Source organism: Candidatus Leptovillus gracilis, assembly GCA_016716065.1.
Classification (GTDB): domain Bacteria; phylum Chloroflexota; class Anaerolineae; order Promineifilales; family Promineifilaceae; genus Leptovillus; species Leptovillus gracilis.
In genome coordinates, this window is record JADJXA010000002.1 from 164,313 (window position 1) to 189,241 (window position 24,929).

A 24,929-nucleotide genomic window follows, 5' to 3' on the forward strand; every position below is an offset into this window, starting at 1 on the left:
ACTGGTTACTGTTTAATCCAGGCTGGGCAGTTCGGCGGTGACGTTTTCATTCCACCAATACATGCAGGTCTCGCAAGAGCTGCCAAACTGCTTGAAACCGTCCAGATCAATTTGCTCCAGGCTTTGGCCATCGGCTAGAACCAGGTTGCCCTGGTTGTCGGTGATGGGGCCGCGGAAAACGTCGAAGCGGGTGAACTCGCCGGCCAACATTTTCGCCAGGATGTCACGGATCATCGCCAGGTCTTCGGCCGGCAAGCCTTCAACGCCAGGCATTGGCGTTTCGCCTTCCATGAAGCCAAAGAGACCCAGCGCGCCGCTGTCGGCGTCGAAGTATTCCCAACCACCACGCCACGTTCCTTCACGGGAGCCTTCGACGATGCGGGCATATTCCGGTCCCCAATTCCAGTACATGGAGGTGAGGCAGGCGTCAATGGTGCAGTTGCCTACATAGTCGTAGGTGATGCCCCATTTGCCGGCGGGCGCAGCTTCGGCCGGGGCGGGGGTGTCCGCGCCGGTCATCACCACCTGCACGCCGCTGCCAAACAGGGAAGAGGCCGCTTCTTTTTCCAGGATAGGATCATGCCAGGTGAAGATCCAACGCACGTCTACGGTACATTCCGGACATGTTTCTTGCGCGCCCAGGGCAAAGGCATTGCCCAAACGCAGTTCTTCGGGGATGGGGAAGGTGGCGATGTAGCCCAGTTTGGGGTTGCCATCTACTTTGGCGCGGGAACCGGCCAACATACCGGCCAGGTATTTCATGTTTTCCATGGCGCCCATCAGGTTGCCAAAGTTCTCTTCGTTGGATTTGAAGCCACTGATGTGGATGATGTCTACGTCGGGGAATTCTTCGGCGACGATTTCCGAGGCGTCCATGAAGCCGAAGGAGGTGGTGAAGATGACATCGAAACCTTTGCGGGCCAGGGAGCGGATCACCTGTTCGGCGTCCGCGCCTTCGGCGACATTTTCAACATAGGCGGTGTGTACGTCGGTGACGTTTTCTTGCACGTAGATGCGACCCACGTCGTGGGCCTGGCTCCAGCCACCATCGTCGTGGGGGCCAACATAGACGAAGGCGACGTTGTATTTGCCCTCTTGAACGGCCGGAATCTGGTACTGGCCGGTGGTGGTGGCCGGTTCTTCGGCGGCCGGTTCTTGAGCGGCTGGTTCTTCGGCGGCTGGCGCTACGGCCGTTGCTTCCACAAGCGCCGGTTCTTGAGCGGCCGGTTCGGTGGTTCCACCGCCGCAGGCAGCCAATAACAGGCTGAGTACAACGGTTAAAAGCATTACGATCCAAAGGCGTTGTTTGGTGATCATGTCGAGTTTCTCCTCTCAAAATTTAACGTACAAATAGTTTGCTTACCGGATGTTAAAGGATTGTTGGTGTGAATAGTTCCCGTCGTCTATCACCTCCTTGAAGGATTGGCAGGCCAGTTTAACGGCCGTCTGCCGGTTATGGAATTGGTGTGTATACCAGAAATCAGGGGACGCGGCGTGCGCATCATGCCGGGCGACATGCGGCGGCTTGTGGGGTTGGGCCACCGTAAAACCGGATACTCAGTGCGCGAGGTTGTCGTGAAGATCACGTGTTGAGGATAGTGGGGAATAAGATAATCGTCTACTGTCATTGTTCCTGATTTTGACGTGACAGTTGTCAGCCTTTTTAAACAGGTCAGGTCTGGTTCATCAGCGCACGGCCGGCATGATTTTCCAGAATGGCTAAATCGTCCTGATACGCTGCCAGGAGGTGATCATCGCCAAGCTGTTTAGCCATAGCCATCGCTTGCTGTAAATCCTGGAAAGCCAGGTCATACTGCTGCTGCCGCCGGTGGGCCAGGCTGCGCGAACGGTATAAATTTGCCAACAGGTACGGATCGGGTGACGAGTTTGGGGCGGCCCAGGCGGTGTTTTGCAGGGCGGCAATGGCCTGGTTGTAATGCTGTACGGCCATTACCCCTTGCCCCATTTCCAACTGATAGCCGGCAATCATCTGGTTCGCCATAGCGATTTGCTGCGGCTCGGTCAGGCCGAGTTGCAGCGCTTTTTCGGCGTATTGCCCCGCCTGTTTGGAGACGGAGCGGCGTTTATCGGCCTCTAAGGCGGCCATTTCCAGATAGGCCAGGGCGGAATGAGGATTGGCGTGTAAAAAACGTTTGAGGGTGGTAGCCGCCCGGTTGGGCGCGCCGCCGCGGCGTAGGGCATCTATGTATTGCAGTTGGAGGGCGGTGTTTTGTGGCTGCACGGCCGTTTCCCGCTGCAGCGTGTCGAATTGCGCTTGGGCAACGGCCGTTTCGTGGCTGGGCGCTTCAAACCAGCCCTGCCGATCATAACGCCAGTAGAAGAACAGGAAAGCCAGGTGGACAACCAGCGTGATCCCACTTAAGAGAGGCGTGGCGGCAAAATCATAAATCACCCGCCAGTCGCCAATGGGCAAAACAGCCGAAAACAGCGGGTAATACAGCAGCGAAAAATAAATCTGGAAACGAAAAGCGCGCAGACCAAAGTAGTTCAGGGCCGCCGATTGGCTGCGACGCAGGCCCAACCAGACTGCCAGGCCAAACAACAACGAGCCAATGGTTCCGGCCAGGGCAATAAACCAGCGCTCGGCCGGCGTATAGCTGCCCACGTGGTTCACTGCGCCCCAGAAGAACCGATAGGTAAATCCTAAAACCTGCCCGCCAAAAGACCACACAGCCAGGGCGTGGGCCAATTCATGAAAAAAAACGGAGAGGGGAACGGCAATAAAGAAGGCAGACTGCTCGGCCAATCCTTTCTTGGCGGCGGTCAGAGGGCCGGCGCGAAAGGTAGACCACTGCCGCCCCAGCGTCACCAACAATTGGGCGCTGCGCAGCACATACAAAAAGGCAAAAATGTCAAACAGGCTCGTTATGGTAAACATGGTTTGTCTCCACCTTCGCTGAGGAATCATACAGCAGGCCAGTGAGGGAAGCAAAAGCCTTTTCCGGTAAAAATTATTATGTTAAAATGATCGTCGGGTCTGAAGGAAGGTTGACCGTGACTGATAAAGTGGAATTTTTGCGGCAGTTAGCCATTTTTGAACACCTGGACGAAGACCAGCTTGAAGACCTGGCGTTGATTTGCCACGAGTATGAGTTCGACGCCGGGGCGGCGATTGCCTATCAGCGTGATGTGGTGAACAGCATGTATATTCTGCGCAGCGGCCGTCTGTATGCCCAACAGATGGATGAAAATGGTGTCGTGCGCAGTTCTAAGCAGCACTTTCCCGGCGATTATTTTGGCGATGTGTGGCTGTTTGTGCCCCAGACCCATCCTCATACAGTAACGGCCGCGCAAGACGGCCGTTTGCTCATCATCAACGGGCGCGACTTCCTGGCTTACCTGATCCAACACCCAGACGCACTGTCCAACCTGGCCCCGCAGTTAGACGACGAGGGCAATGTGGTTGGTGGCCTATCGGAAGCAGCCTGGACCGAGGCGCTGAAAATTGAAGGGCGGGCCGACAGCAAGAGTACGGCCGTCGGCTTGCTGCCCGATGAATTGGTAGAATACCAGGCCCGGCGCAGCCTGTGGCACCTCCTGGTGCGCCTCTTTTGGCCGATGGTGGTTCTGCTGCTCGCCCCCACCATCACCTTCGCCTTGCTCACAACCGTCGTCTCTACGACGATTGCGGCCAGCATCGCCGTGGTGGTGACATTGATCGCCCTGGTCTTCGTCGGCTTCCGTCTGCTCGATTGGTCCAACGATTACTTTGTGATCACCAATAAACACCTCATCCACCGCGAATTTGAACTGAAATCGTTCCGTATCACCGTCAGCAAAATCCCCATCAAGCAAGTCCAAAGCGTTGAGATTCTTAAGCCCACCCTCATTGCCAACCTATTTAAGATTGGCTCGGCCAGAGTGACCACGGCCGCACAAAAGGGGGTTATTCTTTTCGACAATATAGACAGCCCCACCCAGGTACAAGAAACCCTGAATCGCCTTACCTCCCGCGTGCGCAGCATGGACGCTGGCGAAGCCCAGACCACCATGCGCGCGTCCGTGGAAAGGCACTTCAACACCCCACCGGCTTATCGCCCCGTTACTGACGAAGAGGAAGAAGATGTTGTGGCGCGGCTGGCGACACCGACCGCCGACCTGACTGTCTGGGAAAGATTGAAAAAATGGTCCGCCTGGCGCGTCGAAGAAGGCAATGTTATCACCTATCGTAAGCACATCTTCGTTTTGTTAGCTGGCGTGTGGCTGCCAGCGATTGCCGGTTTCGTCCTCATTGGTATTGGGTTTGCCCTGGGTCATTATACGCCCATCAGCGACCGCTGGCTGGTGCTTATCTTTGGTTTTTTGGCTCTGCTAAACCTGGGCTGGTTCATCTGGAATTTTGAAGATTGGCGCAACGACACTTTCCAGGTATCAGACCGCTTTGTGATTGATATTGATCGTAAGCCTTTCGGGTTTGGCATAAGCCGCAAACAAGCGCCGATTGCCCGCGTACAAAACGTGAATGCCGAACGTCCGGGACTGCTGCCAACCCTCTTCAACTATGGCTATGTGTATGTGGATACGGCTGGTGTGGATACAGACATCACCTTCGAGAGAGTACCCAAACCCAGTCTGATTCAGGCCGACATTTTCCATAAGCTAGAGCTGTATGAAGAGCAGCAGCGGCGGCAAAGCGGCGCAGACCGGCGGGAAGAATATGCTGTGCTGTTAGACGTGTATCGGCAAGCCATAGAGCAAGAACGTATCCCCAAGCGCACCCCTCGCCCCGGTGAATATGTCCAGGTAAACGATGCTGGCAGCCCAACCTGACAGCGCGCCTGCCCATCCGTCGGCGCCTGAGAAGCGCCAGAAACATTGCCCAGATTACTGCCAACAAACCCATCTTTCGCTAAAATAGAGTTATGAGTACATTGAACATTGTTAAATTACCTGACAAAATTTTGCGCCAGAAAACCCGGCCAGTAACCAAATTCGACGGCGAATTGCAGCAGCTCATCGAAAATATGTTTGAAACGATGCGCCAGGCCAACGGCGTGGGACTGGCTGCCCCGCAGATTAACCGCGATTTACAGCTCACTGTCATTGAGACCCCACCTAAACAAGACGCCGCCGGGCAAGACATCCCTGATTCGCGCCAGACGTTTGTGATTATCAACCCGGAAATTGTTTGGCGGTCGCGTTCGGTGGTGGATGGTGTGGAAGGCTGCCTCTCGATTCCTGGTTATGTGGGCGAAGTGGACCGGCACGAATCTATTCGCGTGCGTGCCCAAGACCGGCATGGCAAAAAGATTAAGCTGCGCCTGAACGGTTGGACGGCGCGCATTTTTCAGCACGAAATTGACCATTTGAATGGCGTTCTTTACATTGATAAGCTGACAGCCCCAGAAAACTTCTGGACTGAGGAAGAGTTCCAGCAGCGGTTTGAGAACGGCGAAGAGGAAACGGCCGCGCAGTCGCCTGTTTAATGGGAGGATACGGCCGTTCGTTTGGAGAAACCCATGACGTTGACCTTGCAAGACGTTGAAAAAATCGCCCATCTGGCGCGGCTGGAACTGACCGACGCGGAGAAAGGGCAATACCTGGAACAGATGACGGCCGTTTTGGACTACGCCGAGATGCTCAATGAGCTAAACCTGGAAGGCGTGCCGCCAACCGCCCACGCCATCGCCCAACAAAACGTGCTGCGCGACGACCTGGTTGCTCCTTCCCTGCCCATTGACGAAGTGTTGTTTAACGCCCCGCAGCAGGCGCAAAACCAGTTCCTTATCCAGTCGGTGTTAGAAGAGTAAGTTGGTTCGTTGGTTGGTTTGTTAACGCCAGCCAGCCAACCATCCATCCGCCTATGATTCCAACGACTTTAACCGAAGCCCAAGACGCCTTGCAACGCGGCGCAATCAGCAGTGTGGCGCTGACCCAGGCCATGCTGGACCGCATTGTCGCCCTGGACAACGATGTGCAGAGCTATCTCACCATCACCGATGAGATGGCCCTGGAACAGGCGCTGGCCGCCGATGCGCGGCGCGCCCAGGGTGAAAATGGCCCGCTGTTGGGCATTCCGGTAGCCGTGAAGGATATCATCAGCGTGCGCGGCGCGCCGACCACGGCCGGCAGCAAAATTCTGGATGGCTTTATTCCGCCCTACGACGCTTTTGTGGTGCAACAATTGAAGGAAGCCGGCGCGGTCATCCTGGGCAAAACCAACACCGATGAATTTGCCATGGGGTCGTCCACCGAAAACTCGGCCTATTTTACAACCCGCAATCCGTGGGATATAGAGCGCGTGCCTGGCGGCAGCAGCGGCGGCAGCGCCGCGGCAGTGGCGGCGGGCATGGCCTACGCCGCTCTGGGCACAGACACGGGTGGCAGCGTGCGCCAACCGGCGTCGTTGTGCGGCATTGTCGGCTTAAGACCGACTTACGGCCGTCTCTCCCGCTGGGGGGTGGTGGCTTTTGCCTCGTCGCTGGACCAGGTGGGTCAGTTTGGCCGCACCGTCGCCGACTGCGCCGCCCTGTTCCAGGCGACCGCCGGTTATGACCCCCGCGACAGCACCTCGCTGGATGCGCCCGTGCCGGACTATGCAGCGGCGCTGACCGGCGATATTCGCGGCTTACGTGTGGGCGTGCCGGCCGAATATTTTATTGCCGGGATAGATGGGGAGGTGGAAACGGCCGTGCGCGCCGCCATCGCCAAATTGGAAGAACTGGGCGCGGAAATCCAGCCCATCAGCCTGCCCCATACCCGCTACGCCCTGCCCGTCTACTACCTCATCGCCCCCGCCGAGGCCAGCGCCAACCTGGCCCGCTACGACGGTGTGCGCTATGGCCCGCGCCTGGCCGGGGCCGACATGATTGACACGGTGAAGAAAACCCGCGCCCTCTTTGGCCCGGAGGTAAAGCGGCGCATCATGCTGGGCACGTATGCCCTGAGCGCGGGGTATTATGATGAATATTACGGCCGTGCGCTCAAAGTGCGCACCCTTATCAAACAAGACTTCCTCACCGCCTTTGCGCAGGTGGATGTGATCGCCTGCCCCACCAGCCCCACCACCGCCTTCAAAATCGGCGAACGGGCCGACGACCCGTTGAGCATGTATCTGGCGGATATTTTTACGCTGTCGGTGAACCTCAGTGCAAGCTGCGGCCTGAGTGTGCCCTGCGGTTTCGACAGCCAGGGGCTGCCCATCGGCTTGCAGCTTATCGGCAACACCTTGCAAGAAGCGACCATTTTGAACGCGGCGTTCGCTTATGAGCAGGCGACTGCGTGGCACAAACAGTCGCCCGGCTTGGTAAACTATTCGCAAGAGGATTGATGGTTTTGTCAACGGCCGTCACATAAACAATCAATGGGCAAATCCGCAGAACCAGGCCTTAAACTTTTGCTAGAGGCCATCCAGCGCGTGCGGCAACAAGCCCATTGGCCTGCGGGCAGCGCCGACCGTCACCTGGAAAAACGCGAACTGCGCGGCCATTTGCCCGCCACAGCGACCATCGCCGACTACGAACAAATTATCCAGGCGGTGTTACAAGACGCCTCGGCTCAGGTTTTTCGCTATTGGTACAATCAATCAGCCTATGTAACTGTTGTCACCGTCATTGAGAGCAAAACCTGGTTGGTGATGTTTTCGTATGACGGCGTTTTAGAGAGCGCATTTGTGATGGATCGCCCAGAACGCTACCTGAACAAGCCCGGCTTTGAATGGATTGGACGGCTCGGCGAGGTGGAAAATGAACTATAAAGAGCGAATTGCGGCTTATGAAGCCGACGTGCAGTTTCCCAATATTAGCGGCATGGAACATTTAGACATGCTCATGAATCGCAGCGAAATCGCCAAAAGCGAAGCACACCTGACCGATCAGGAAAGGCAGCGATTGCTGAAAGCAGACAGATTGCTGCTGCAAAAAGCCAACCTGTTTTTCCAGGCAATTGGTAAGATTGCCGATTTGGCTGCCTGGCGACGTGATGAAAATGTGCCGGTAAGCCACTGGTGGTGGTATCTCGACGTCATCACCCAAATGCCCCTTAACAGCCGAAAACGGACACGAGCCAGCAAACTCAATATGCCAGCGGCTCATTGACAAAAGGCCATGGAGCCGTTCACTAACCTTCATAGGAGTAAATCCATTGAAAACCATCATCCTGCTCGCCGATCAAGGTATCCCGACGCACCCGGCTATCTGGGAAAGGCCACGGCCGTTGTGGAACGTCGCCGGTAAAACCATCCTCGGCCATCTGCTGGATTTGCTGATGGAGGTGCTGGCCGACGAAGCAATTTTTGTTGTTGGTGCGTCTGACGAGGCTGTGAAAGAGTGGATTGCCGACCATTACCCACAGCTAGAGGCGCATTTTGTGGTGCAGAGTGAAGAGGTGGGGCAGGGGCAGGCCCTGGCTTTGTGCGACGCCTATTTGGACCAGGGTGGTGTGTTGGTGGTCGCAGGCATGGTGTTGGTCGAGGCGGCGTTTGCCGACCTGCCCGATCGTGGCGTGGCTGCCACGTTTTTGTCGCCGCCGGAAACGGCCGTCTCCACTGACCCCACTGCCGCCATTGCCTGGTTCAGGAACGGCCGTTCCCTCTACCATACCCTACAATCCCTCGACCCAGCCGCCAGCTTGGGCGACATCCGTCAGGCCATGCAGGCGCAAGGGGCAGTCATCGCCGACAAACCGGCTCACTTCTGGCTAGAAACCCATCACCCCGACACGCTGCTCCACGCCAACCAACGGCTTCTGAGCCTGAGCTACGGGGCTACCCCCGATGCCATCGAGCGCAGCTACGCCGAAGATTTCACTGTGCTGCCGCCGGTATTCATTGACGAAGAAGCGTATGTGGAAGCGGCCGTGATCGGTCCCTACGCCAGCATCCACGCCGGAGCGGTAATCAAAAACGCCATCGTGCGCCACAGCATCATCGCCGCCGACGCGCAGGTGGAGAATTGCATCCTTGACGGCGCGCTGGTGGGAGAACGTGCTAAAATAACGGGAAAGCCAGCTAGCTTTTTTATCGGTGACGATTCTATGGTCGAGACGGGTTAATCGTTTCGACGAAGGGAAACCGAAAATGGTTGACGAAAAAACATTGCAGGAGGCGGTGCGGCGAATAACAGCCGTTGCCCAACCGAGCCGTATCATCCTGTTCGGCTCCCAGGCACGGCAGCAAGCCAACGCCGCCGACCTGGACTTGTTGGTCATCCAGCCGGAAATCGCCGACCGTTACCGCGAAACGCTCCGTTTGCATGAAGCGCTGGGCAATCTGGGATTGGGCATTGACCTGCTCGTTTATACAGAAGCTGAATTTGAACGCCGCAGCCAGGTACCAGGCACATTACCTTATTGGGCGCGCCAGGAAGGAAAATCGCTCTATGCCGCCCCATCTTGAAGAAGCCTTTCGTGCCTTGCGTCTGGCCGACCGAGACATTGAAGCTTTTGCTGTTCTGCGAGAGGCATCTCATATCCATTCCTCTATCATCGGTTTTCACGCGCAACAGGCGATAGAAAAATCACTCAAAGCAGTGCTGTTTGCCCGCCAAATTGAATTTGAGCGTACACACGATTTAGTTCGCCTCTCTTTTCTGCTCCGCCAACACGCCATCGAACCACCGCTGTCCGATAGTTCTTTGCGTCGTCTCAACCCCTTTGCGGTTATGATGCGCTATGACGATTGGGAAAACGAAGTAAGTTTTGTGGACGAAACGGCCGTCTGGCTACAGACCATTCGTGAGTGGGCGAACCAACAAATTACCGGACTACATCGTCAGTCATCCTGAACCTATCATCTGGAGGCATCATGAACAAATACATTTCCCAGCGCGTCGCGCAAACCCCGCCATCAGGCATTCGTAAATTTTTCGACATCGTCGCCACCATGAAAGACGTCATTTCGCTGGGCATTGGCGAACCGGATTTCGTCACGCCGGCCCCCATCCTGCGCGCCGGTATCGCCTCGTTGGAGAAGGGGCAGACCGGCTACACTTCCAACAGCGGCACGATTGAGCTGCGCCGCGCCCTCAGCCAGCACTTGCAGCGGCTGTATGGCGTGCAGTACGACGCCGAACTGGAGATTCTGATTACGGTGGGCGTGAGTGAGGCGCTGTATCTGGCGATGACGGCCGTTCTCGACCCCGGCGACGAGGTAATCATCCCCGAACCCTGCTTCGTCGCCTACGCGCCCGAAGTCACCTTCGCCGGCGGCGTGCCCGTCACCGTGCCCACCTACGTGCAGCACCAGTTTCAGGTCACGGCCGAAGACATCGCCGCGCGCATCACCGACCGCACGAAGGCCATCCTGCTCGGCTACCCCAACAACCCCACCGGCGCGGTGATGAGCCGCGAGCGCATGTTGGAGATTGCCGCCGTCGCCGAAGAACATGATCTACTGGTCCTGTCCGACGAAATCTACGACCAACTCGTTTATGGCGTGCCACACACCTGCGTGCCCGCTTTGCCCGGCATGAAAGAGCGCACCATCCTCATGGGCGGCTTCAGCAAAGATTACGCCATGACCGGCTGGCGCATCGGCTACGTGTGCGGCGATCCTGACCTGCTGGCCGCCATGCGCAAAGTCCACCAATACACCATCATGTCCGCCCCGACCACCGGGCAGGCGGCGGCCCTGGTCGCCCTGGAGCAAGGCGACGCCCACGTCGCCGCCATGCGCGCCGAATACGACCGGCGGCGGCGGCTGATTGTGGACGGCTTCAACACCCTGGGGCTGGACTGCTTCGAGCCGAAGGGGGCGTTTTACGCCTTCCCCTCTGTGGCTCGCAGCGGCATGAGCAGCGACGATTTTGCCAACCGGCTGTTGGAAGAGGAAGAGGTGGCCGTCATCCCCGGTGAGGCATTTGGCGAGAGCGGCAATGGTTTTGTGCGCGCCGCCTATGCGCAGTCGTTCGAGAAGATTGAAGAGGCGCTGAACCGGATTGAATCGTTTATGCGGCGGCATGGGTAGGACGGCCGTTTGCCTGATCTGGTAAAATTGTTGCAGCATCATCGGCCGCATGTACGCCGTTAAAAACCTGTGAGGAGTATTCTGATGCAAGGACAAACATACACCACAACAGCGACTCTTTCCGACAAGCGCACTTTATTGCTCGATTCCCCGGTGCCTATTCCGGCAGGTCGCGTTCGTATTACAGTAGAAGCACTTCCTCCAGCGCCCTCTGGATTAGATTTTCTTGCCCGTCTGCAAGCCATTCACGCAAGTTTACAGGCCAGCGGCCATCAACCACCGACGAAGCAAGAAGTGGATTCACGCCTCGAACTCGAACGCGATACCTGGGAAGAGTCATGACGCGCCTGTACCTCGATTCGGCTCCCATCATTTATTTGATTGAAAATGTCACGCCCTTCGCTGAACCACTCGCCGCGCGATTAGCCTTTGAAAGCACGTTGCAAATATGCAGTGATCTGTCTCGTCTTGAATGTCGCGTTAAACCCATTCGTGAGAAAAACAAGGTCTTACTGGCTGCTTACGACAGTTATTTCAATGACATCGCTGCGGAAATATTGCCCCTCTCCAGAGCCGTCACCGACCAGGCTGCCGACTTGCGCGCTCGTTACAACTTTCGTACACCCGATGCGCTTCATCTGGCCTGCGCAATTTATTACCGCTGCGATATGTTTTTGACCAACGACCGGCAGCTTTCTCTGTGCCAAGAAATTCCTGTTGTACTGATTGAATAAACCTGGTCCAAGCAAACGCACCGCCGTTCCCACACCACTACCTCGCGAATGACGGAACACGAATTTATGACCAACCCAACGACCCAATACGAACCCATCATCGGCCTGGAAATTCACGCCGAACTCATGACCTGCTCCAAGATGTTCTGCCCCTGCCAGGTGGTAGACAGCGTAGCAGCCGAACCCAACACGGCCGTTTGCCCCGTCTGTCTCGGTATGCCCGGCATGTTGCCCGTCATCAACCGGCGCGCCGTCGAATTTGCCATGCGCGTGGCCCTGGCGCTGAACTGCACCGTGCAGCCCCACAACATCTTCGCCCGCAAAAATTATTTCTACCCCGACCTGCCCAAAGCCTACCAGATCAGCCAGTATGAACTGCCGATTGGTCTGGGCGGCTGGCTGGACGTGGCACTGGAAGACGGCGCGACCAAACGCATCGGCATCCGGCGCGTCCACATGGAGGAAGACACCGGTAAACTCACCCACCTGGAGGGCGGCGGCTCGCTGGTGGATTACAACCGTTCCGGCGTGCCCCTGCTGGAAATCGTCTCCGAGCCGGAGATTTACAGCGGTGAGGAGGCGCGGGCCTACGCCATGAAAATTCGCCAGATTTTGCGCTATCTGGGCGTGAACGCCGGCGATCTGGAGAAGGGCGTCTTTCGCGTGGAACCCAACATCAGCATCCGGCCCGTGGGCGCGACGGCCTTTGGCAGGCGCACGGAACTCAAAAACCTGAACAGCTTTAAGTCGCTGGCCGATGGCACGGCGTTTGAGATTGCCCGCCAAACGGCCGTACTCAACAGCGGCGGTCAGGTGGTGCAGGAGACGCGGGGCTGGCACGACACGAAGCGCGTCACCTTCAGCCAGCGCAGCAAGGAAGAGGCGGAGGATTACCGCTACTTCCCGGAGCCAGATTTGCCGCCCCTCGCCATCAGCGACGAGTGGATCGCCGAAGTAAAGGCCAGCCTGCCCGAACTGCCCGACGCCAAAGCGACCCGCTACCAGACGGAATACGCCCTCTCGGCTTACGATGCCCGGGTCTTAACGGAGGAGCAGGCGGTGGCGGCGTGGTTTGAAACGGCCGTTACCCCCACCCCCCCCACCTCCCCCGACCCCAAAACCCTCGCCAACTGGATCATCAACAACCTTTTCTCGTTGATGAACGAGCATAAGCAAAGCATCGCCGAGGTGCGCGTCACGCCCGGCGGGCTGGCGGAACTGGTAGGAATGGTTGAGCGGCGGGCCATCAACAACAACACGGCCAAAGAGGTGCTGGCGGCGATGTTCACCAGCGGCCAAAGCGCCCCGGCGATTGTGCAGGCGCAGGGGCTGGCGCAGGTGAGCGATGAGGGGGCGATTACGGCCGTCATCAACCACACCCTCGACGCCCACCCAGACAACGTGGCCGCCTACCTGGGCGGCAAGGAGCGGCTCATGGGCTTCTTCGTGGGCCAGGTGATGCGCGAGATGCGCGGCAAGGCGGACCCGGCGGTGGTGAACCGCCTGCTGGCGGCGGCGCTGGCGGCGCGGCAGTAAGTAAGGAGATTTGTCCAATCTTAAAGATTGGACAAATCTTCTGCATCCCACCAGGACGCCGGGGCGTTTACGCCCCGGCAAAACAACGACGCCGGGTAAACCCGGCTTTTCTTCTGTTAGCCCCGTTCACGGGGCGTTGTTCTTTAGCCTGGGGCTTTAGCCCCAGGCGGCGCTGGCGGAATACGGCCGTTTCCCCTTCCCAAACACCCCCTTCCCCCTTATACTTTTGAACAGCGTGCAGATTGGACCATTCTTTAAGAATGGTTCAATCTTGAATCCATCCAACCCACATCGGAGGGGACAATGACCTACAACCTGGCAACCATCCGCCAACTGCTCACCGACGCTTTCGACAGCGAAGAAATCAAGACCCTGGCGTTTGATCGCTTTCATGCCGTGCAGGATGATTTTTCAACGGGGATGACCAAAGGGCAAATGATTCGGGCCGTCGTAGAGAAGGCTGAAAAACACGGCCGTCTCCCCGAACTCCTCGCATACGTCCAGGCCACCAACCCCTACCAATATAACCGGTACGCCGCGCAACTGGAAGCGCCTGCCGCCGCCAACCGCGCCGCCTCCACCCTGCCGCTGCAACCCTTCTTCTTTGGCCGCGAGAAAGAGCTGGCAACCATCGCCGAAGCCATCGCGCCGGAGGCGCGTACCTGGGGCGCATTGATTGACGGCCCCGGCGGCATCGGCAAGACCGCCCTCGCCATCCGCAGCGGCCATCTGGCCCCCGCCGCCGACTTCGACCGCAAAATCTTTCTCTCCGCCAAGGTGCGGGAACTGACGCCCACGGGCGAGCAGCCTCTGGAAGATTTTATGCTGCCCAACTACATGGCCCTGCTGGCCGAACTGGCCCGCGAACTGGGCGACGACAGCCTGGCCCGGCTGCCGCCCGACGAACGGCCCAACGCCGTGCGCCGCGCCCTGAACGGCGTGCGCGCCCTGATTGTGATAGACAATTTGGAAACCTTCACCGGGCCGGAAGGCGACCGGCTCTATCAATTCCTCTCCCGCCTGCCGTCCGGCTGCAAAGCCATTGTCACCAGCCGCCGCCGCCGCGATATAGACGCCCGCATTGTGCGCCTGGACCGGCTGGCGCGGGAGGAGGCGCTGGCGCTGCTGGACGAACTGGCCAAGAACAACCCCCGGCTGCGCCGCACCCCCGCCGCCGAACGGGAGGAACTGTACGCCATCACCCACGGCAATCCGCTGCTCATTCGCTGGCTGGCGGGGCAGTTGGGGCGGCCGGGCAGCCAGTGCCGCACCATTGCCGATGCCTGCGCCTTTCTGGAAAACGCGCCGCCAGACAACGACCCGCTGGAATATATCTTTGGCGATTTGCTGGATACTTTTACCGCCGCCGAAACCGGCGTGTTGACCGCCCTGGTGCATTTTAACCAGCCCGCCCCGGTGAAATGGATTGCGGCGGTGGCCGACCTGGCCGAACTGGCCGCGCGCACCGCCCTGGAAGACCTGACCGACCGCGCCCTGCTGGTGGGCGACGAGGCGCTGGAATGCTTTTTGCTGCCGCCGCTGGCGGCCACGTTTTTGCGGCGCAAACACCCCGAAGCGGTGGGGCAGACGGGCGGCCGCCTGACCGACAGCGCCTACGCCCTGGCGCTGGAGAACGGCTACGATGAGTACGAACGTTTCCCGGCGCTGGAAGCGGCCTGGCCGGCGCTGGCCGGCGCCCTGCCGCTGCTGGCGCAGGGCGCCGACGCCCGCGACCGCGATAGCGGCAATGACCGGCTGCAAACGGTGTGCGCTGCCCTCAGAAACTTCCTCAACTTCTCCGGCCGTTGGGATGAGTGGCTGGCCCTCAGCCGGCAGGCCGAGGCCAAGGCGGAGGCCGCCGGGGATTTGTACAACGCGGGCTGGCGGGCGTATGAAGCGGGCTGGATTCATGTTTTGCGCGGACAGGCGGCCGACGCGCTGGCCTGCGCCGACCGCTGCGCCGACCACTGGGAAAAAGCCCCCCGCGCCGGGGCGCGGGAGAAGGCCGCCGCCATCCGCCTGCGCGGCCTGGGCCACGAACTGGCGCAAGAGGTCACGGCGGCGATTGCCGCGTATCGAGAGGCGCTCGCGCTGTGGCAGGCCATCGCGCCGGAGAGCGTGGATGTGGCTGTTGGACTGAACAGCCTGGCCGGGGCGGAACAGGCGCAAGGGGAGTATGCCGCCGCCGAACGCAGCTACCGCGAGGCGCTGCGCCTGGCGCAGAAGCTCGATCACCACGAAGGCGTCGCCCTTTACACCGGCAACCTGGCCGAACTGGCGCTGGCCCGCGAGGAGTGGGCGGCGGCGGAAGCGCTGGCCCGCGAGGCGCTGGCGTTGGCGGAAACAGTGGGGCGGCAGGAGTTGGTTGGGGGGATTTGTCAGCAGCTTGCCCAAGCGCTGGCGCGGCAGGGTCGGCCGCAAGAGGGGCTGCCCTACGCCCGCCGCGCCGTCGCCATCTTCACACATCTGCGCCAGCCAGACGAGTTGGCGGCGGCGCAGGCCGCGCTGGCGGAATGTGGCGGGGATGGTTAGGAGATTGGCCCAATCTTATTGGGCTTTAAGGCATGGTTCATCGAGCCGAACATCTTCTTTACAAATTTACGCCACATTGTCATGCTGAGCGGAGTCTTCGGAGCGAAGCATCCCCATGACTTGAGCCTTTCAGGCTAAGGGGATGCTTCGGAGGATGCTTCGGCGGCCTCAGCACTGGCTCTCAGCATGACACGTCTCTCCATTACCGGATTTATTTTTTAATCCACAACAAAATTGGACCAATCTTTTGCCAAACGGCCGTTCCCCCTCTAAAATTCCCGCCAAAGCCAACCAGAAGCAGCAAGCAGTCACCCAGAAACAACAAGCAACGGCCCAGGTGCAGCAAGCAGTCACCCAGAAACAACAGGCAACGGCCCAGGTGCAGCAAGCAACCATCCAGAAGCGTCAAGCAACGACCCAGGAGCATTAAGCAGCCATCCAGAAGCAGCAAGCAACGATTCAGGAGCATTAAGCAGCGACCCAGAAGCATCAAGCAGTCATCCAGAAGCGTTTTTCAGCCGTTTTCAATTGAAATCGGATAACCAACAAATGGGAGGTTCATCATGACAAGACCAACAAAAAGCATCGATCAACGTTTGTTAGAAGCACAGCAAGCCATAGACAACAGCCTGAACAACCCGGCCATTTTGCAGGCCGTCGCCCGCATGGGCTACGACCAGCCCCGCCTGCAAGCCGCCCGCGCCCTCTACGACGAGGTGATGGTCCTGGTGGCGGCGCAAAAGCGGGAATACGGTGAGCAGTACGAAGCCACCGGCGACCTGCAAGCCGCCTGGGATGCCGCCGACCTGGCCTACAAACGCACCCTCAAAATCTGCCGCATCGCCTTTAGAGATGGAACCAAAGCCCAAAACAGCCTCGGCTTAAACGGCAGCCGCAAAAAGAGCCTGGGCGGCTGGATCGAACAAGTGACAACTTTCTATGTGAATCTGACAGGCGACACCGAGCTGGTGGCCGCCCTGTCTACCTACGGCTACGACAAGGCCAAATTACAAGGGGAAGCCGCCCTGGTGCAGGCCGTCGTCGTAGCCCGCGCCGCGCAAAACAAGGAGCGCGGCGAAGCGCAGGAAGTCACCCAACTGCGCGACGCCAAACTGGACGAACTGGACCAATGGCTGGCCGACTACAAAGCCATCGCCGAAATCGCCCTGGCCGCCTCGCCGCAGCAGTTAGAACAGCTCGGCTGGGTGGTGGCGTAAGCGAGATTGGTCCATTCTTAAAGAATGGACCAATCTGATGCCAGCGAGAGAACAGCCGATGGCCAACGAACTTTGGCAATACGGCCGTATCTACCACAAAGCCACAAAACGCACCGGCGTTTTGTTTGAAACACCCTTCCACCGCAAACCGGTAGACAGCCAGCGCTGCTTCTCACCCTCATTACCTACATCCACCACAACCCGCAAAAACACGGGTTCATCACCGACTTCCGCGAGTGGCCCTGGTCATCTTATGGGGCTATACTGTCGCCCAAACCAACCAAAATAAACCACGATGAGGTGCTGGACTGGTACAACGGCCGTGCCGCCTACATAGAAGCCCCTACCACAGAGCCTGATGCTCGATTGATCAGGCCGCTGCTGCTAGAAGATTGGTGGTAGCCTATCAGATTTGTCATGCTGAGCGAAGTCTTCGGCCCTGAGCGAAGTCGAATGGGGAAGCATCCCGCTCCCACCAGAGGAGGGGGATGCTTCGGAGGACCTCAGCATGACGCGCTTTCTTGCCAAATTTGTCAAGTACCTATCGCCTGGAATGAACCATGCCGAAAAACGCATCCTGTTGACCCATGATACTCCTCATCGCCCAACTGACCATCCGTGAAACCCAGCGCCGCCGCATCTTGTGGATCGTGCTGCTGTTGGCGCTGGGTTTTCTGGCGCTCTACGGCATCGGCCTGCACTACATCTACCGCGACCTGGCGAAAAACCTGCCGCCCCAGGCCGATTTATCCACCATCACCGGCGGACTGCTCACCATTGGCCTGTACGTCACCAATTTTCTCATCGCCCTGATGGCCGTCCTCATGTCGGCCGCCAGCGTCTCCGGCGAAATCGAGTCGCACACCATAGACACCCTGGTGACCAAACCGCTGCGGCGCTGGGAGTTGATTCTGGGTAAATGGTTGGGTTTTGCCCTGCTGCTGTTGGCTTATATTGCTCTGCTGCCCGGCGGTGTGCTGCTTGTTTCCTATGCGATTACTGGGGCGCAAGTGGAGCATATCTGGCCGGGCATGGGGCTGATTTTCCTCCAGGGGCTGACGCTGCTGTCGCTGAGTCTGGCCGGGGGCACACGCCTGCCCACGCTGGCAAACGGCGCGCTGGCCTTTATGTTGTATGGTATCGCCTTTCTGGGCAGTTGGATCGAGCAGATTGGGGCGCTGTTTGAGAATGAAACGGCCGTACAAATCGGCATCGTCACCAGTCTCATCATGCCCAGTGAAGCGTTGTGGCGCAAAGCGCTGCTCCTCTTCCAGCCTAATCTGGCGAACACCCCCCTGGTCGCCGGCCCCTTCGCCGTCGCCTCCCAGCCCAGTGATTTGATGATAGCTTATGCCATCGTCTACATGTTCAGCCTGCTGGCCCTCGCCCTCGCCAGCTTCTCGTCCCGCGATTTGTGATATACTCGCGAAGGTCACAATCTGACACTTCCGTCACCTTGTCAAATGTCACCTTGTCAAACATGTATGCCCGGAGGACAGACCCATGATAGACACCAAAGGCAAGTTTTACCTGGGACGCATCCACGACCCACAAACAGCTAAAACAGGCGACACTCCCCTGCTCTACGATCCGGCCGACCTGACTACCCATGCCGTCGTGGTCGGCATGACCGGCTCCGGCAAGACCGGCCTCTGCCTGGGGCTGTTGGAAGAAGCGGCGCTCAACCACATCCCGGCGCTGATGATTGACCCCAAAGGGGACATTACCAACGCCCTGCTGCACTTCCCAGAGCTGCTGCCGACAGATTTCCAACCCTGGATCAATGCCGACCAGGCCCGGCGCGAAGGCAAAACGGTGGAGCAAGCGGCTGAAGAAACGGCCGTGCTCTGGCGCAGCGGTCTTGGTCAATGGGACATCCAACCGGAACGGCTGCAAGCGCTCAAAGAGAGCGTGCGCTTCACCATCTACACCCCTGGCTCCGACGCCGGGCTGCCCATCAGCATCCTCGCCTCCCTCAAAGCGCCCACCATCCCCTGGAACGACAACAAAGAGCTGCTGCGCGAGCAAATCTCCGGCACCGTCACCGCCCTGCTGGGCCTGGTCGGCCTGAAAGACATAGACCCGGTGCGCTCCCGTGAACATATCTTGCTGGCAAACATTTTCGAGACCGCCTGGAGCCAGGGCCAAGACCTGGACCTGGGCGAACTGATCATGCAGACCCAATCGCCCCCCTTCGAGAAGTTGGGCGTTTTCGACATCAACCGCTTCTTCCCCGAAAAAGAGCGCTTCGACCTGGCCATGCGGCTGAACAACATCATGGCCGCCCCGGCTTTTCAGGCGTGGATCGAAGGTGAACCGCTGGACATCGCCCGACTGCTATATGAGCCAGACGGCCGTGCCCGCCACACCATCTTCTACATCGCCCACCTGCCCGAAGCCGAGCGCATGTTTTTCATTACCCTGCTCTATTCGGCCGTGGAATCGTGGATGCGCGCCCAAAGCGGCACCACCAGCCTGCGCGCCCTGGTCTACTTCGACGAAATCTTCGGCTATCTGCCGCCCGTCGGCAACCCGCCCTCCAAAGAACCGATGCTGCGGATGCTGAAACAAGCCCGCGCCTTTGGCGTGGGCTTGGTCCTGGCGACGCAAAATCCGGTGGACGTAGATTACAAAGCCCTCTCCAACGCCGGCACCTGGTTCATCGGCAAATTGGGCACAGACCAGGACAAGCAGCGCCTGCTGGATGGTCTGGCCTCGGCCACGCCGGGCGGCCTGGACCGCCGAACCTACGATAATCTCATTTCGGCCATCGGCAAGCGCGTCTTTCTGATGCGCAACGTGCATGGAAAACAGCCGCTTCTCTTCCAAACCCGTTGGGCGATGAACTACCTGGCCGGTCCCGTCACCCGGACGCAAATTCCGGCGCTGAACAAACTGGCAGGTGCGCCGGAACCGTTGACCGGGGATAGCAGCCAGTTGCACGTTAGCCAGGCGCAGTCTTCAGACGCCAGCGCCCAGACGCCACTCCCCACTCCTCAGCCCTCAGCCCCTAGCAGCGGCACAGCGACTCGTCCGGCGGTTCCGGCGCGGGTGGTGGAGTATTTCCTGCCCAATAACCTGACGGTCAGCCAGGCGGCGGCGCGAGACGGCCGTTCCCTGCCCCCCTCCGCCCAACCCATCGGCCTGCTGTATCGGCCCGCCCTGCTGGCCCAGGCCGATGTACGCTTTCTGAACCGCAAATACAACCTGGACACCGACAGCAAACGCGCCGCTCTGGTACTCGCCACCGACGACCGCGGCGTGGTGCGCTGGCAAGAACATGAAACGCCACCGCTAGACGGCCGTGCCCTGGACCCCCAACCCGCGCCCCAGGCCCGCTTCGCCGAACTCCCCCGCGCCCTGCAAGATGCCCGCACCATAGCCGCCCTGAACACCGATTTTGTGGATTGGGTCTATCGCAACGCCCAAGTCACGGTCCGCGCCAACGAGACCCTCAAAGTCTACGCCGGGCCTGAGGTGTCTGAGGCGCAGTTTGCCCGGCTGTGCGTAGACGCCGCCGACGCACTGTTAGACGCCGAACTAGACAAAGTAGAGGCCATTTACGAAAAAAAAGCCGAGGCCATCAAAGTGAAACTGGCCCGTGAAGAGCGCGAACTGCGCGAAGATGAAGCGGAATTGTCGCAGCGCAAGCAGGAAGAAATGGCGACCCACGCCGAAACCTTTATGAGCCTGTTCAGCCGCCGCAAACGCAGCGTTTCTACCTCCCTCACCAAACGGCGTATGACCGAAAAAGCCAAAGCCGAGGTAGAGGAATCGGTAGAAGCCATCCAGTCCTTCAACAAAGAAATAGACAGCCTGACCAAAGAGATGGGCGCAGCTCTGGACGACGTAAAAAGAAAATGGGCCAACGTCGCCGCCAATGTCAGTGAGATAAAGGTGACGCCGCTTAAAAAAGATGTCGTCCCAGAACTGTTTGGCGTGGCCTGGATGCCCTATCACCTGCTGCAAACGGCCGATGGTGGGCTGCTAGAACTGCCGGGATTCAAACTGGCATGAAATTGTTTGGTTGGTTGGTTTGATAACCGGCAGCCAACCAACCTTCCTTTCCCCATGACCACATCCCCAGACATTTTGCGCCAGCGGCGGCGGTTGGCCGAAGAGCAGTTAACCGGCAGCAGCCGTTGGCGCGATGACCTGAATGATGATCAGGCGCAGCGGCTGCTGGATTGGGCGCTGGCTTTTGTCAATGAAGCGGTATGGCAAACGGCCGTACTGCCCCCCACCGATGCCGAAGAAGCGCTCGATGAAGCGGTAACGGCCGTTGCCGACCTCATGCGCCAGGTAAATGACCTGACTGCCAGCCTGCCCCAACTAGACGACAAAACGACCGTGCGCCGCTGGCGTACCTTCCTCAAAACGGTGCAAACCCTCACCGGGCAGCCGGTTCTGACCCCAGAAACCGAACAGTTGGTCTATTTGCGCGGGGCGTGGGATAATGAAGCGACTTTTGCGCAGCTTTATCAACGCATTGCCTGGGAAAAAGAAGAGGAAGAATGAAAAAACGCAGCGCCGGTTTAGGGACCGTTTTTTTGGTCATCATCGCCATCATCTCCATCTGGCTGGGGCGTGACTTATTGACTGAACTTGGGTTAGACGAGCCAGATGTGGTGACAGTGACGGTAACGGCCGTCGCCGCCAATCCGCCCAACCCCACCGCCGCCGACTGGTACGACATCTACTTCACCAACCCCACCTGCCCTCCGGCCGAGCAGCGCGTCGGCGGCCTGGATGAAATCATCGCCGCCGACATCCTAACCGCCCAAACCCAGGTAGACATTGCCGCCTACGACCTGGACTCCGAAGCCATCGTCAACGCCCTGATTGAATTGGAGAAACGGGGCATCGTCGTCCGCGCCGTTACCGACACCGACAACGCCAATAAGAACAGCATCAACCGCCTGCGGCGCAACGGCATCAGCGTGGCCGAGGACAAACGTGGTGGTCTGATGCACAATAAATTCGTGGTCATAGACGGCCGTGTCGTCTATACCGGCTCCCTCAACTTCACCAGCAACGGCTCTCACTGCAACAACAACAACCTGGTCCGCATCGAATCTCCGGAACTGGCGGCCAACTACATGGCCGAAATGGACGAGATGTATGTCAGCCGCATCTTTGGCCCGACATCGCCCAACAACACCCCCCACGAGCAGCTCACCATCGGCGGCGTTTCCGTAGAAAACCACTTCGGTTCCGAAAAAGCCATTTCGCCGATCATCGCCCGCGCCGTCGCCCGCGCCCAAAGCGAAATCCTCTTCATGGCCTTTTCCTTCACCGACGATCAAATTGGCGAAGCGATGCTTGGCCGCGCCGATGCCGGCGTTCCCCTGCGCGGCGTCTTTGAGACTGTTGGTTCCAACACCGAGTTCAGCTACTTCCCCAAAATGACCGCCGCCTCGTCTGCCGCCAACGCCCAGGTGCGCACCGATGGCAATCCGCGGGTCATGCACCACAAAGTCATCATCATAGACCGCCAGACGGTCATCTTTGGCTCTTTCAACTTCAGCGACAACGCCAACCGCCGCAACGACGAAAACATCCTCATCATCCACGACCCGACCTTCGCCAGCTACTTCATCCAAGAATTCGAGACCATCTGGCAAGAAGCAGGCGGATAGGGAGAGGGGAAGATGGGGAGACAAGGAGAGGGGGAGACGAGGAGAGGGGGAGACCTTTTGCCCCTCTGTCTCCCTGTCTCCTTGTCTCCTTTGTCTTTACTCCAGCGCTGCGACCACTGTATCCAAGTCCTTATCCCCTCGTCCACTTAAATTCACCAGGATGATCTGGTCCGGCCGCATGGTGGGGGCGCGTTTGATGGCTTCGGCGACGGCATGGGCCGATTCCAGGGCGGGGATGATCCCCTCGGTTTTGCACAAGGTCTGAAAAGCCGCCAGCGCTTCAGCGTCGGTGGCGTAGGTATACCCGGCGCGCTCCTGGTCACGCAGCAGGGCGTGTTCCGGCCCCACGCTGGGGTAATCCAGCCCGGCGCTAATGCTGTGGGTGTCGCGAATCTGGCCGTCGGCCGTCTGCATCACGTAGCTTTTTGTGCCATGCAGCACCCCCAGACGCGCAATGTTTGGGTCGGCAAACCGGGCGGCATGTTTGCCACCGGTAATCCCTTCGCCGCCGGCCTCTACGCCGATCAGCTCCACATCCTCGTCATCGCGGAAGGCGTGGAAGATGCCCATGGCATTGCTGCCGCCGCCGACGCAGGCGATGATGCTGTCTGGCAGACGGCCGACCAGGGCCAACATCTGCTGCCGCGCTTCGCGGCCAATGACGCTTTGGAAATCACGCACCATCATCGGGTAAGGGTGCGGCCCCAGAACAGAGCCGAGCAGGTAATGGGTGGTGTCTACGTTGGTCACCCAGTCGCGGATGGCTTCGTTGATGGCGTCTTTGAGGGTTTTGCTGCCGCTTTCCACCGGGCGCACTTCCGCTCCCAGCAGTTTCATGCGCAGCACGTTGGGCTGCTGCCGGGCGATGTCTATGCTGCCCATGTAAACGATGCACTCCAGCCCCAACAGGGCGCAGGCTGTGGCCGAGCCGACGCCATGCTGCCCCGCGCCCGTCTCGGCGACGATGCGCCGTTTGCCCATGCGCTGCGCCAGCAGCGCCTGCCCCAGGGCGTTGTTGATCTTGTGCGCGCCGGTGTGGTTGAGGTCTTCGCGTTTAAGGTAAATTTGCGCCCCGCCCAGGTTTTGGCTGAGACGATGGGCATGGGAAATGGGCGACGGCCGTCCCACATAACTCTGCAACAAAAACTCAAACTCGGCCATAAAAGCCACGTCCTGCCGCGCTTCCTCGTAGGCGCGGATCAGCTCTTCCAGGGCAGGCATCAAGGTTTCTGGCACAAATTGACCGCCATAAGGGCCAAATTTACCACGTTCATCGGGCACAGAAATGGATTTCTGGAGCATTTGGGTTTCTTCCTTCTTGATGATTGGTCTGATTGACATCCATTTGTTTTATCAGATGCCCAACAGCCACGCCACTAAAGAGGCGGCAATTTCAATGAATGGCGCTGTTTTTTCAAAACTGGACTGGCGGCAACACTGATACAAATGTGACAAATAGTGTAATAGTCAAGGGTTGGTGGAATCGTTGTCATTCTGACGAGTCTTCGAGGAAGAATCCCTTCCCGTCAACCGATAGGGATTCTTCGCTCCGAAGACTACGCTCAGAATGACAATGCGACGCGATGTCCTTAACTTGATGAGTGTGGCTAGCCTATGACCATTACACAAATGTGACAAATAGCCCGCTTTTGGTAAACTGTTTGCTGGAATTATCGTTGACACCATCATCAGGAGGAGATTGATGCCGGCCGTCTGGTTTATTCGTCATGGTCAAAGCGAATCTAACGCTGATCTTCCTACTACCCACCCTGCCGAATCGGCCCTGACCCTCTTGGGCCACGAAGAGGCCGGACAAATCGCCGCTGCCTTACCGCAGCCGCCCGATTTATTTGTGGTGTCACCCTTCTTGCGTGCCCGGCAAACGGCCGTACCCGCTCTCGCTCGTTATCCCCACATTGCCGTAGAAACCTGGCCGGTCCACGAATTTGTCTACCTGGACCCGCTTCACTACAAAGATACCACCGGCAGCGAGCGTTGGCCGGCAGCCCTGGCCTACTGGCAGCGCAATGATCCCCATCACCACAGCGGTGCAGGGTCAGAATCGTTTGCCGAATTGATGGACCGGGTAACGGCCGTTACCGCCCAAATCCAGGCCTGTCCCGCGTCATTCATTGTCGTCTTTAGCCACGGCCTCTTTTTGCGCGCTTTGCTGCTTACGCTCATCATCGGCCACAAGGAAGCCACGCCCGACTTCATGGCCCGTTACGCTACTTTTATTCAGGCTGTCCAGATGCCCAACGCCGCCATCCTGCAAGTAGACTTCACCGCCAACGGCCGTCCCACCTTCACCGGCTTCCTGACAGAACATTTAATCAGGAGTTGATGG

25 protein-coding genes are annotated in these 24,929 nt (G+C 58.7%); 21 read left to right on the forward strand and 4 right to left on the reverse strand.

Annotation, left to right across the window (positions count from 1 at the left end; all coding sequences use genetic code 11):
* Positions 1-12: 12 nt before the first annotated feature.
* From IPM39_05035 to IPM39_05045, 3 genes are all read right to left on the reverse strand, one after another.
* Positions 13-1,287 (reverse strand): BMP family ABC transporter substrate-binding protein, encoded by a 1,275-nt coding sequence (locus tag IPM39_05035; protein MBK8985436.1) that lies wholly within the window; start codon positions 1,285-1,287, stop codon positions 13-15.
* Positions 1,288-1,359: 72 nt separating this feature from the next.
* A complete protein-coding gene (locus tag IPM39_05040) occupies positions 1,360-1,542 on the reverse strand; it encodes a hypothetical protein (protein ID MBK8985437.1) in 183 nt (60 codons plus the stop codon).
* A gap of 130 nt (positions 1,543-1,672) precedes the next feature.
* Positions 1,673-2,899, reverse strand: coding sequence for a M50 family metallopeptidase (locus IPM39_05045; GenBank protein ID MBK8985438.1), 1,227 nt, complete (start codon positions 2,897-2,899; stop codon positions 1,673-1,675).
* A 116-nt stretch (positions 2,900-3,015) separates the two neighbouring features.
* Here IPM39_05045 and IPM39_05050 point away from each other — a divergent pair, with 116 nt between their 5' ends.
* The 20 genes from IPM39_05050 (at position 3,016) to IPM39_05145 (ending at position 22,582) form a co-directional block, all read left to right on the forward strand.
* The gene (locus IPM39_05050; GenBank protein ID MBK8985439.1) at positions 3,016-4,791 is read left to right on the forward strand and encodes a cyclic nucleotide-binding domain-containing protein; all 1,776 of its coding nucleotides are present in this window, start codon (positions 3,016-3,018) and stop codon (positions 4,789-4,791) included.
* A 92-nt stretch (positions 4,792-4,883) separates the two neighbouring features.
* Complete coding sequence (def, locus tag IPM39_05055; GenBank protein MBK8985440.1) at positions 4,884-5,447, forward strand: peptide deformylase; 564 nt, start codon at positions 4,884-4,886, stop codon at positions 5,445-5,447.
* A gap of 33 nt (positions 5,448-5,480) precedes the next feature.
* Positions 5,481-5,771 carry an Asp-tRNA(Asn)/Glu-tRNA(Gln) amidotransferase subunit GatC gene (gene gatC / locus IPM39_05060; GenBank protein ID MBK8985441.1) on the forward strand — a complete coding sequence of 97 codons (291 nt, stop codon included), beginning with the start codon at positions 5,481-5,483 and terminating at the stop codon, positions 5,769-5,771.
* 53 nt (positions 5,772-5,824) lie between these two features.
* Entirely contained in the window at positions 5,825-7,291 is a 1,467-nt protein-coding gene (gatA, locus tag IPM39_05065; protein ID MBK8985442.1) for an Asp-tRNA(Asn)/Glu-tRNA(Gln) amidotransferase subunit GatA, read from the forward strand.
* A gap of 66 nt (positions 7,292-7,357) precedes the next feature.
* Positions 7,358-7,717 carry a hypothetical protein gene (locus tag IPM39_05070; GenBank protein MBK8985443.1) on the forward strand — a complete coding sequence of 120 codons (360 nt, stop codon included), beginning with the start codon at positions 7,358-7,360 and terminating at the stop codon, positions 7,715-7,717.
* Positions 7,707-8,057, forward strand: coding sequence for a hypothetical protein (locus IPM39_05075; GenBank protein MBK8985444.1), 351 nt, complete (start codon positions 7,707-7,709; stop codon positions 8,055-8,057). The genes IPM39_05070 and IPM39_05075 overlap by 11 nt, the downstream gene beginning before the upstream one ends.
* A gap of 46 nt (positions 8,058-8,103) precedes the next feature.
* Positions 8,104-9,012: a hypothetical protein gene (locus IPM39_05080; protein ID MBK8985445.1), complete on the forward strand. Its 909-nt coding sequence runs from the start codon at positions 8,104-8,106 to the stop codon at positions 9,010-9,012.
* Positions 9,013-9,037: 25 nt separating this feature from the next.
* Entirely contained in the window at positions 9,038-9,355 is a 318-nt protein-coding gene (locus IPM39_05085) for a nucleotidyltransferase domain-containing protein (protein ID MBK8985446.1), read from the forward strand.
* Complete coding sequence (locus tag IPM39_05090) at positions 9,339-9,743, forward strand: HEPN domain-containing protein (GenBank protein MBK8985447.1); 405 nt, start codon at positions 9,339-9,341, stop codon at positions 9,741-9,743. Before IPM39_05085 ends, IPM39_05090 begins: the two co-directional genes overlap by 17 nt.
* A gap of 98 nt (positions 9,744-9,841) precedes the next feature.
* A complete protein-coding gene (locus tag IPM39_05095; GenBank protein ID MBK8985448.1) occupies positions 9,842-10,924 on the forward strand; it encodes an aminotransferase class I/II-fold pyridoxal phosphate-dependent enzyme in 1,083 nt (360 codons plus the stop codon).
* 84 nt (positions 10,925-11,008) lie between these two features.
* Positions 11,009-11,266: a hypothetical protein gene (locus IPM39_05100; protein MBK8985449.1), complete on the forward strand. Its 258-nt coding sequence runs from the start codon at positions 11,009-11,011 to the stop codon at positions 11,264-11,266.
* Entirely contained in the window at positions 11,263-11,658 is a 396-nt protein-coding gene (locus IPM39_05105) for a PIN domain-containing protein (protein ID MBK8985450.1), read from the forward strand. Before IPM39_05100 ends, IPM39_05105 begins: the two co-directional genes overlap by 4 nt.
* 66 nt (positions 11,659-11,724) lie before the next feature.
* Positions 11,725-13,194 carry an Asp-tRNA(Asn)/Glu-tRNA(Gln) amidotransferase subunit GatB gene (gatB, locus tag IPM39_05110; GenBank protein MBK8985451.1) on the forward strand — a complete coding sequence of 490 codons (1,470 nt, stop codon included), beginning with the start codon at positions 11,725-11,727 and terminating at the stop codon, positions 13,192-13,194.
* 303 nt (positions 13,195-13,497) lie between these two features.
* Complete coding sequence (locus IPM39_05115) at positions 13,498-15,726, forward strand: ATP-binding protein (GenBank protein ID MBK8985452.1); 2,229 nt, start codon at positions 13,498-13,500, stop codon at positions 15,724-15,726.
* Between the two features lie 247 nt (positions 15,727-15,973).
* A complete protein-coding gene (locus tag IPM39_05120; protein MBK8985453.1) occupies positions 15,974-16,156 on the forward strand; it encodes a hypothetical protein in 183 nt (60 codons plus the stop codon).
* Positions 16,157-16,289: 133 nt separating this feature from the next.
* Positions 16,290-16,943, forward strand: coding sequence for a hypothetical protein (locus IPM39_05125; protein MBK8985454.1), 654 nt, complete (start codon positions 16,290-16,292; stop codon positions 16,941-16,943).
* A gap of 587 nt (positions 16,944-17,530) precedes the next feature.
* Entirely contained in the window at positions 17,531-18,361 is an 831-nt protein-coding gene (locus tag IPM39_05130) for an ABC transporter permease (GenBank protein ID MBK8985455.1), read from the forward strand.
* Positions 18,362-18,446: 85 nt separating this feature from the next.
* On the forward strand, positions 18,447-20,960 hold the full coding sequence (locus IPM39_05135; GenBank protein MBK8985456.1) for a DUF87 domain-containing protein: 2,514 nt from the start codon (positions 18,447-18,449) through the stop codon (positions 20,958-20,960).
* Between the two features lie 6 nt (positions 20,961-20,966).
* Positions 20,967-21,461: a hypothetical protein gene (locus IPM39_05140; protein ID MBK8985457.1), complete on the forward strand. Its 495-nt coding sequence runs from the start codon at positions 20,967-20,969 to the stop codon at positions 21,459-21,461.
* The gene (locus IPM39_05145; protein MBK8985458.1) at positions 21,458-22,582 is read left to right on the forward strand and encodes a hypothetical protein; all 1,125 of its coding nucleotides are present in this window, start codon (positions 21,458-21,460) and stop codon (positions 22,580-22,582) included. Before IPM39_05140 ends, IPM39_05145 begins: the two co-directional genes overlap by 4 nt.
* A 96-nt stretch (positions 22,583-22,678) precedes the next feature.
* Here the strand turns inward: IPM39_05145 and trpB are convergent, their stop codons facing one another.
* Positions 22,679-23,884: a tryptophan synthase subunit beta gene (trpB, locus tag IPM39_05150; protein ID MBK8985459.1), complete on the reverse strand. Its 1,206-nt coding sequence runs from the start codon at positions 23,882-23,884 to the stop codon at positions 22,679-22,681.
* 400 nt (positions 23,885-24,284) lie between these two features.
* Between trpB and IPM39_05155 the strand changes: the two genes are divergently transcribed.
* Entirely contained in the window at positions 24,285-24,926 is a 642-nt protein-coding gene (locus IPM39_05155) for a phosphoglycerate mutase family protein (protein MBK8985460.1), read from the forward strand.
* Positions 24,927-24,929: the final 3 nt, after the last annotated feature.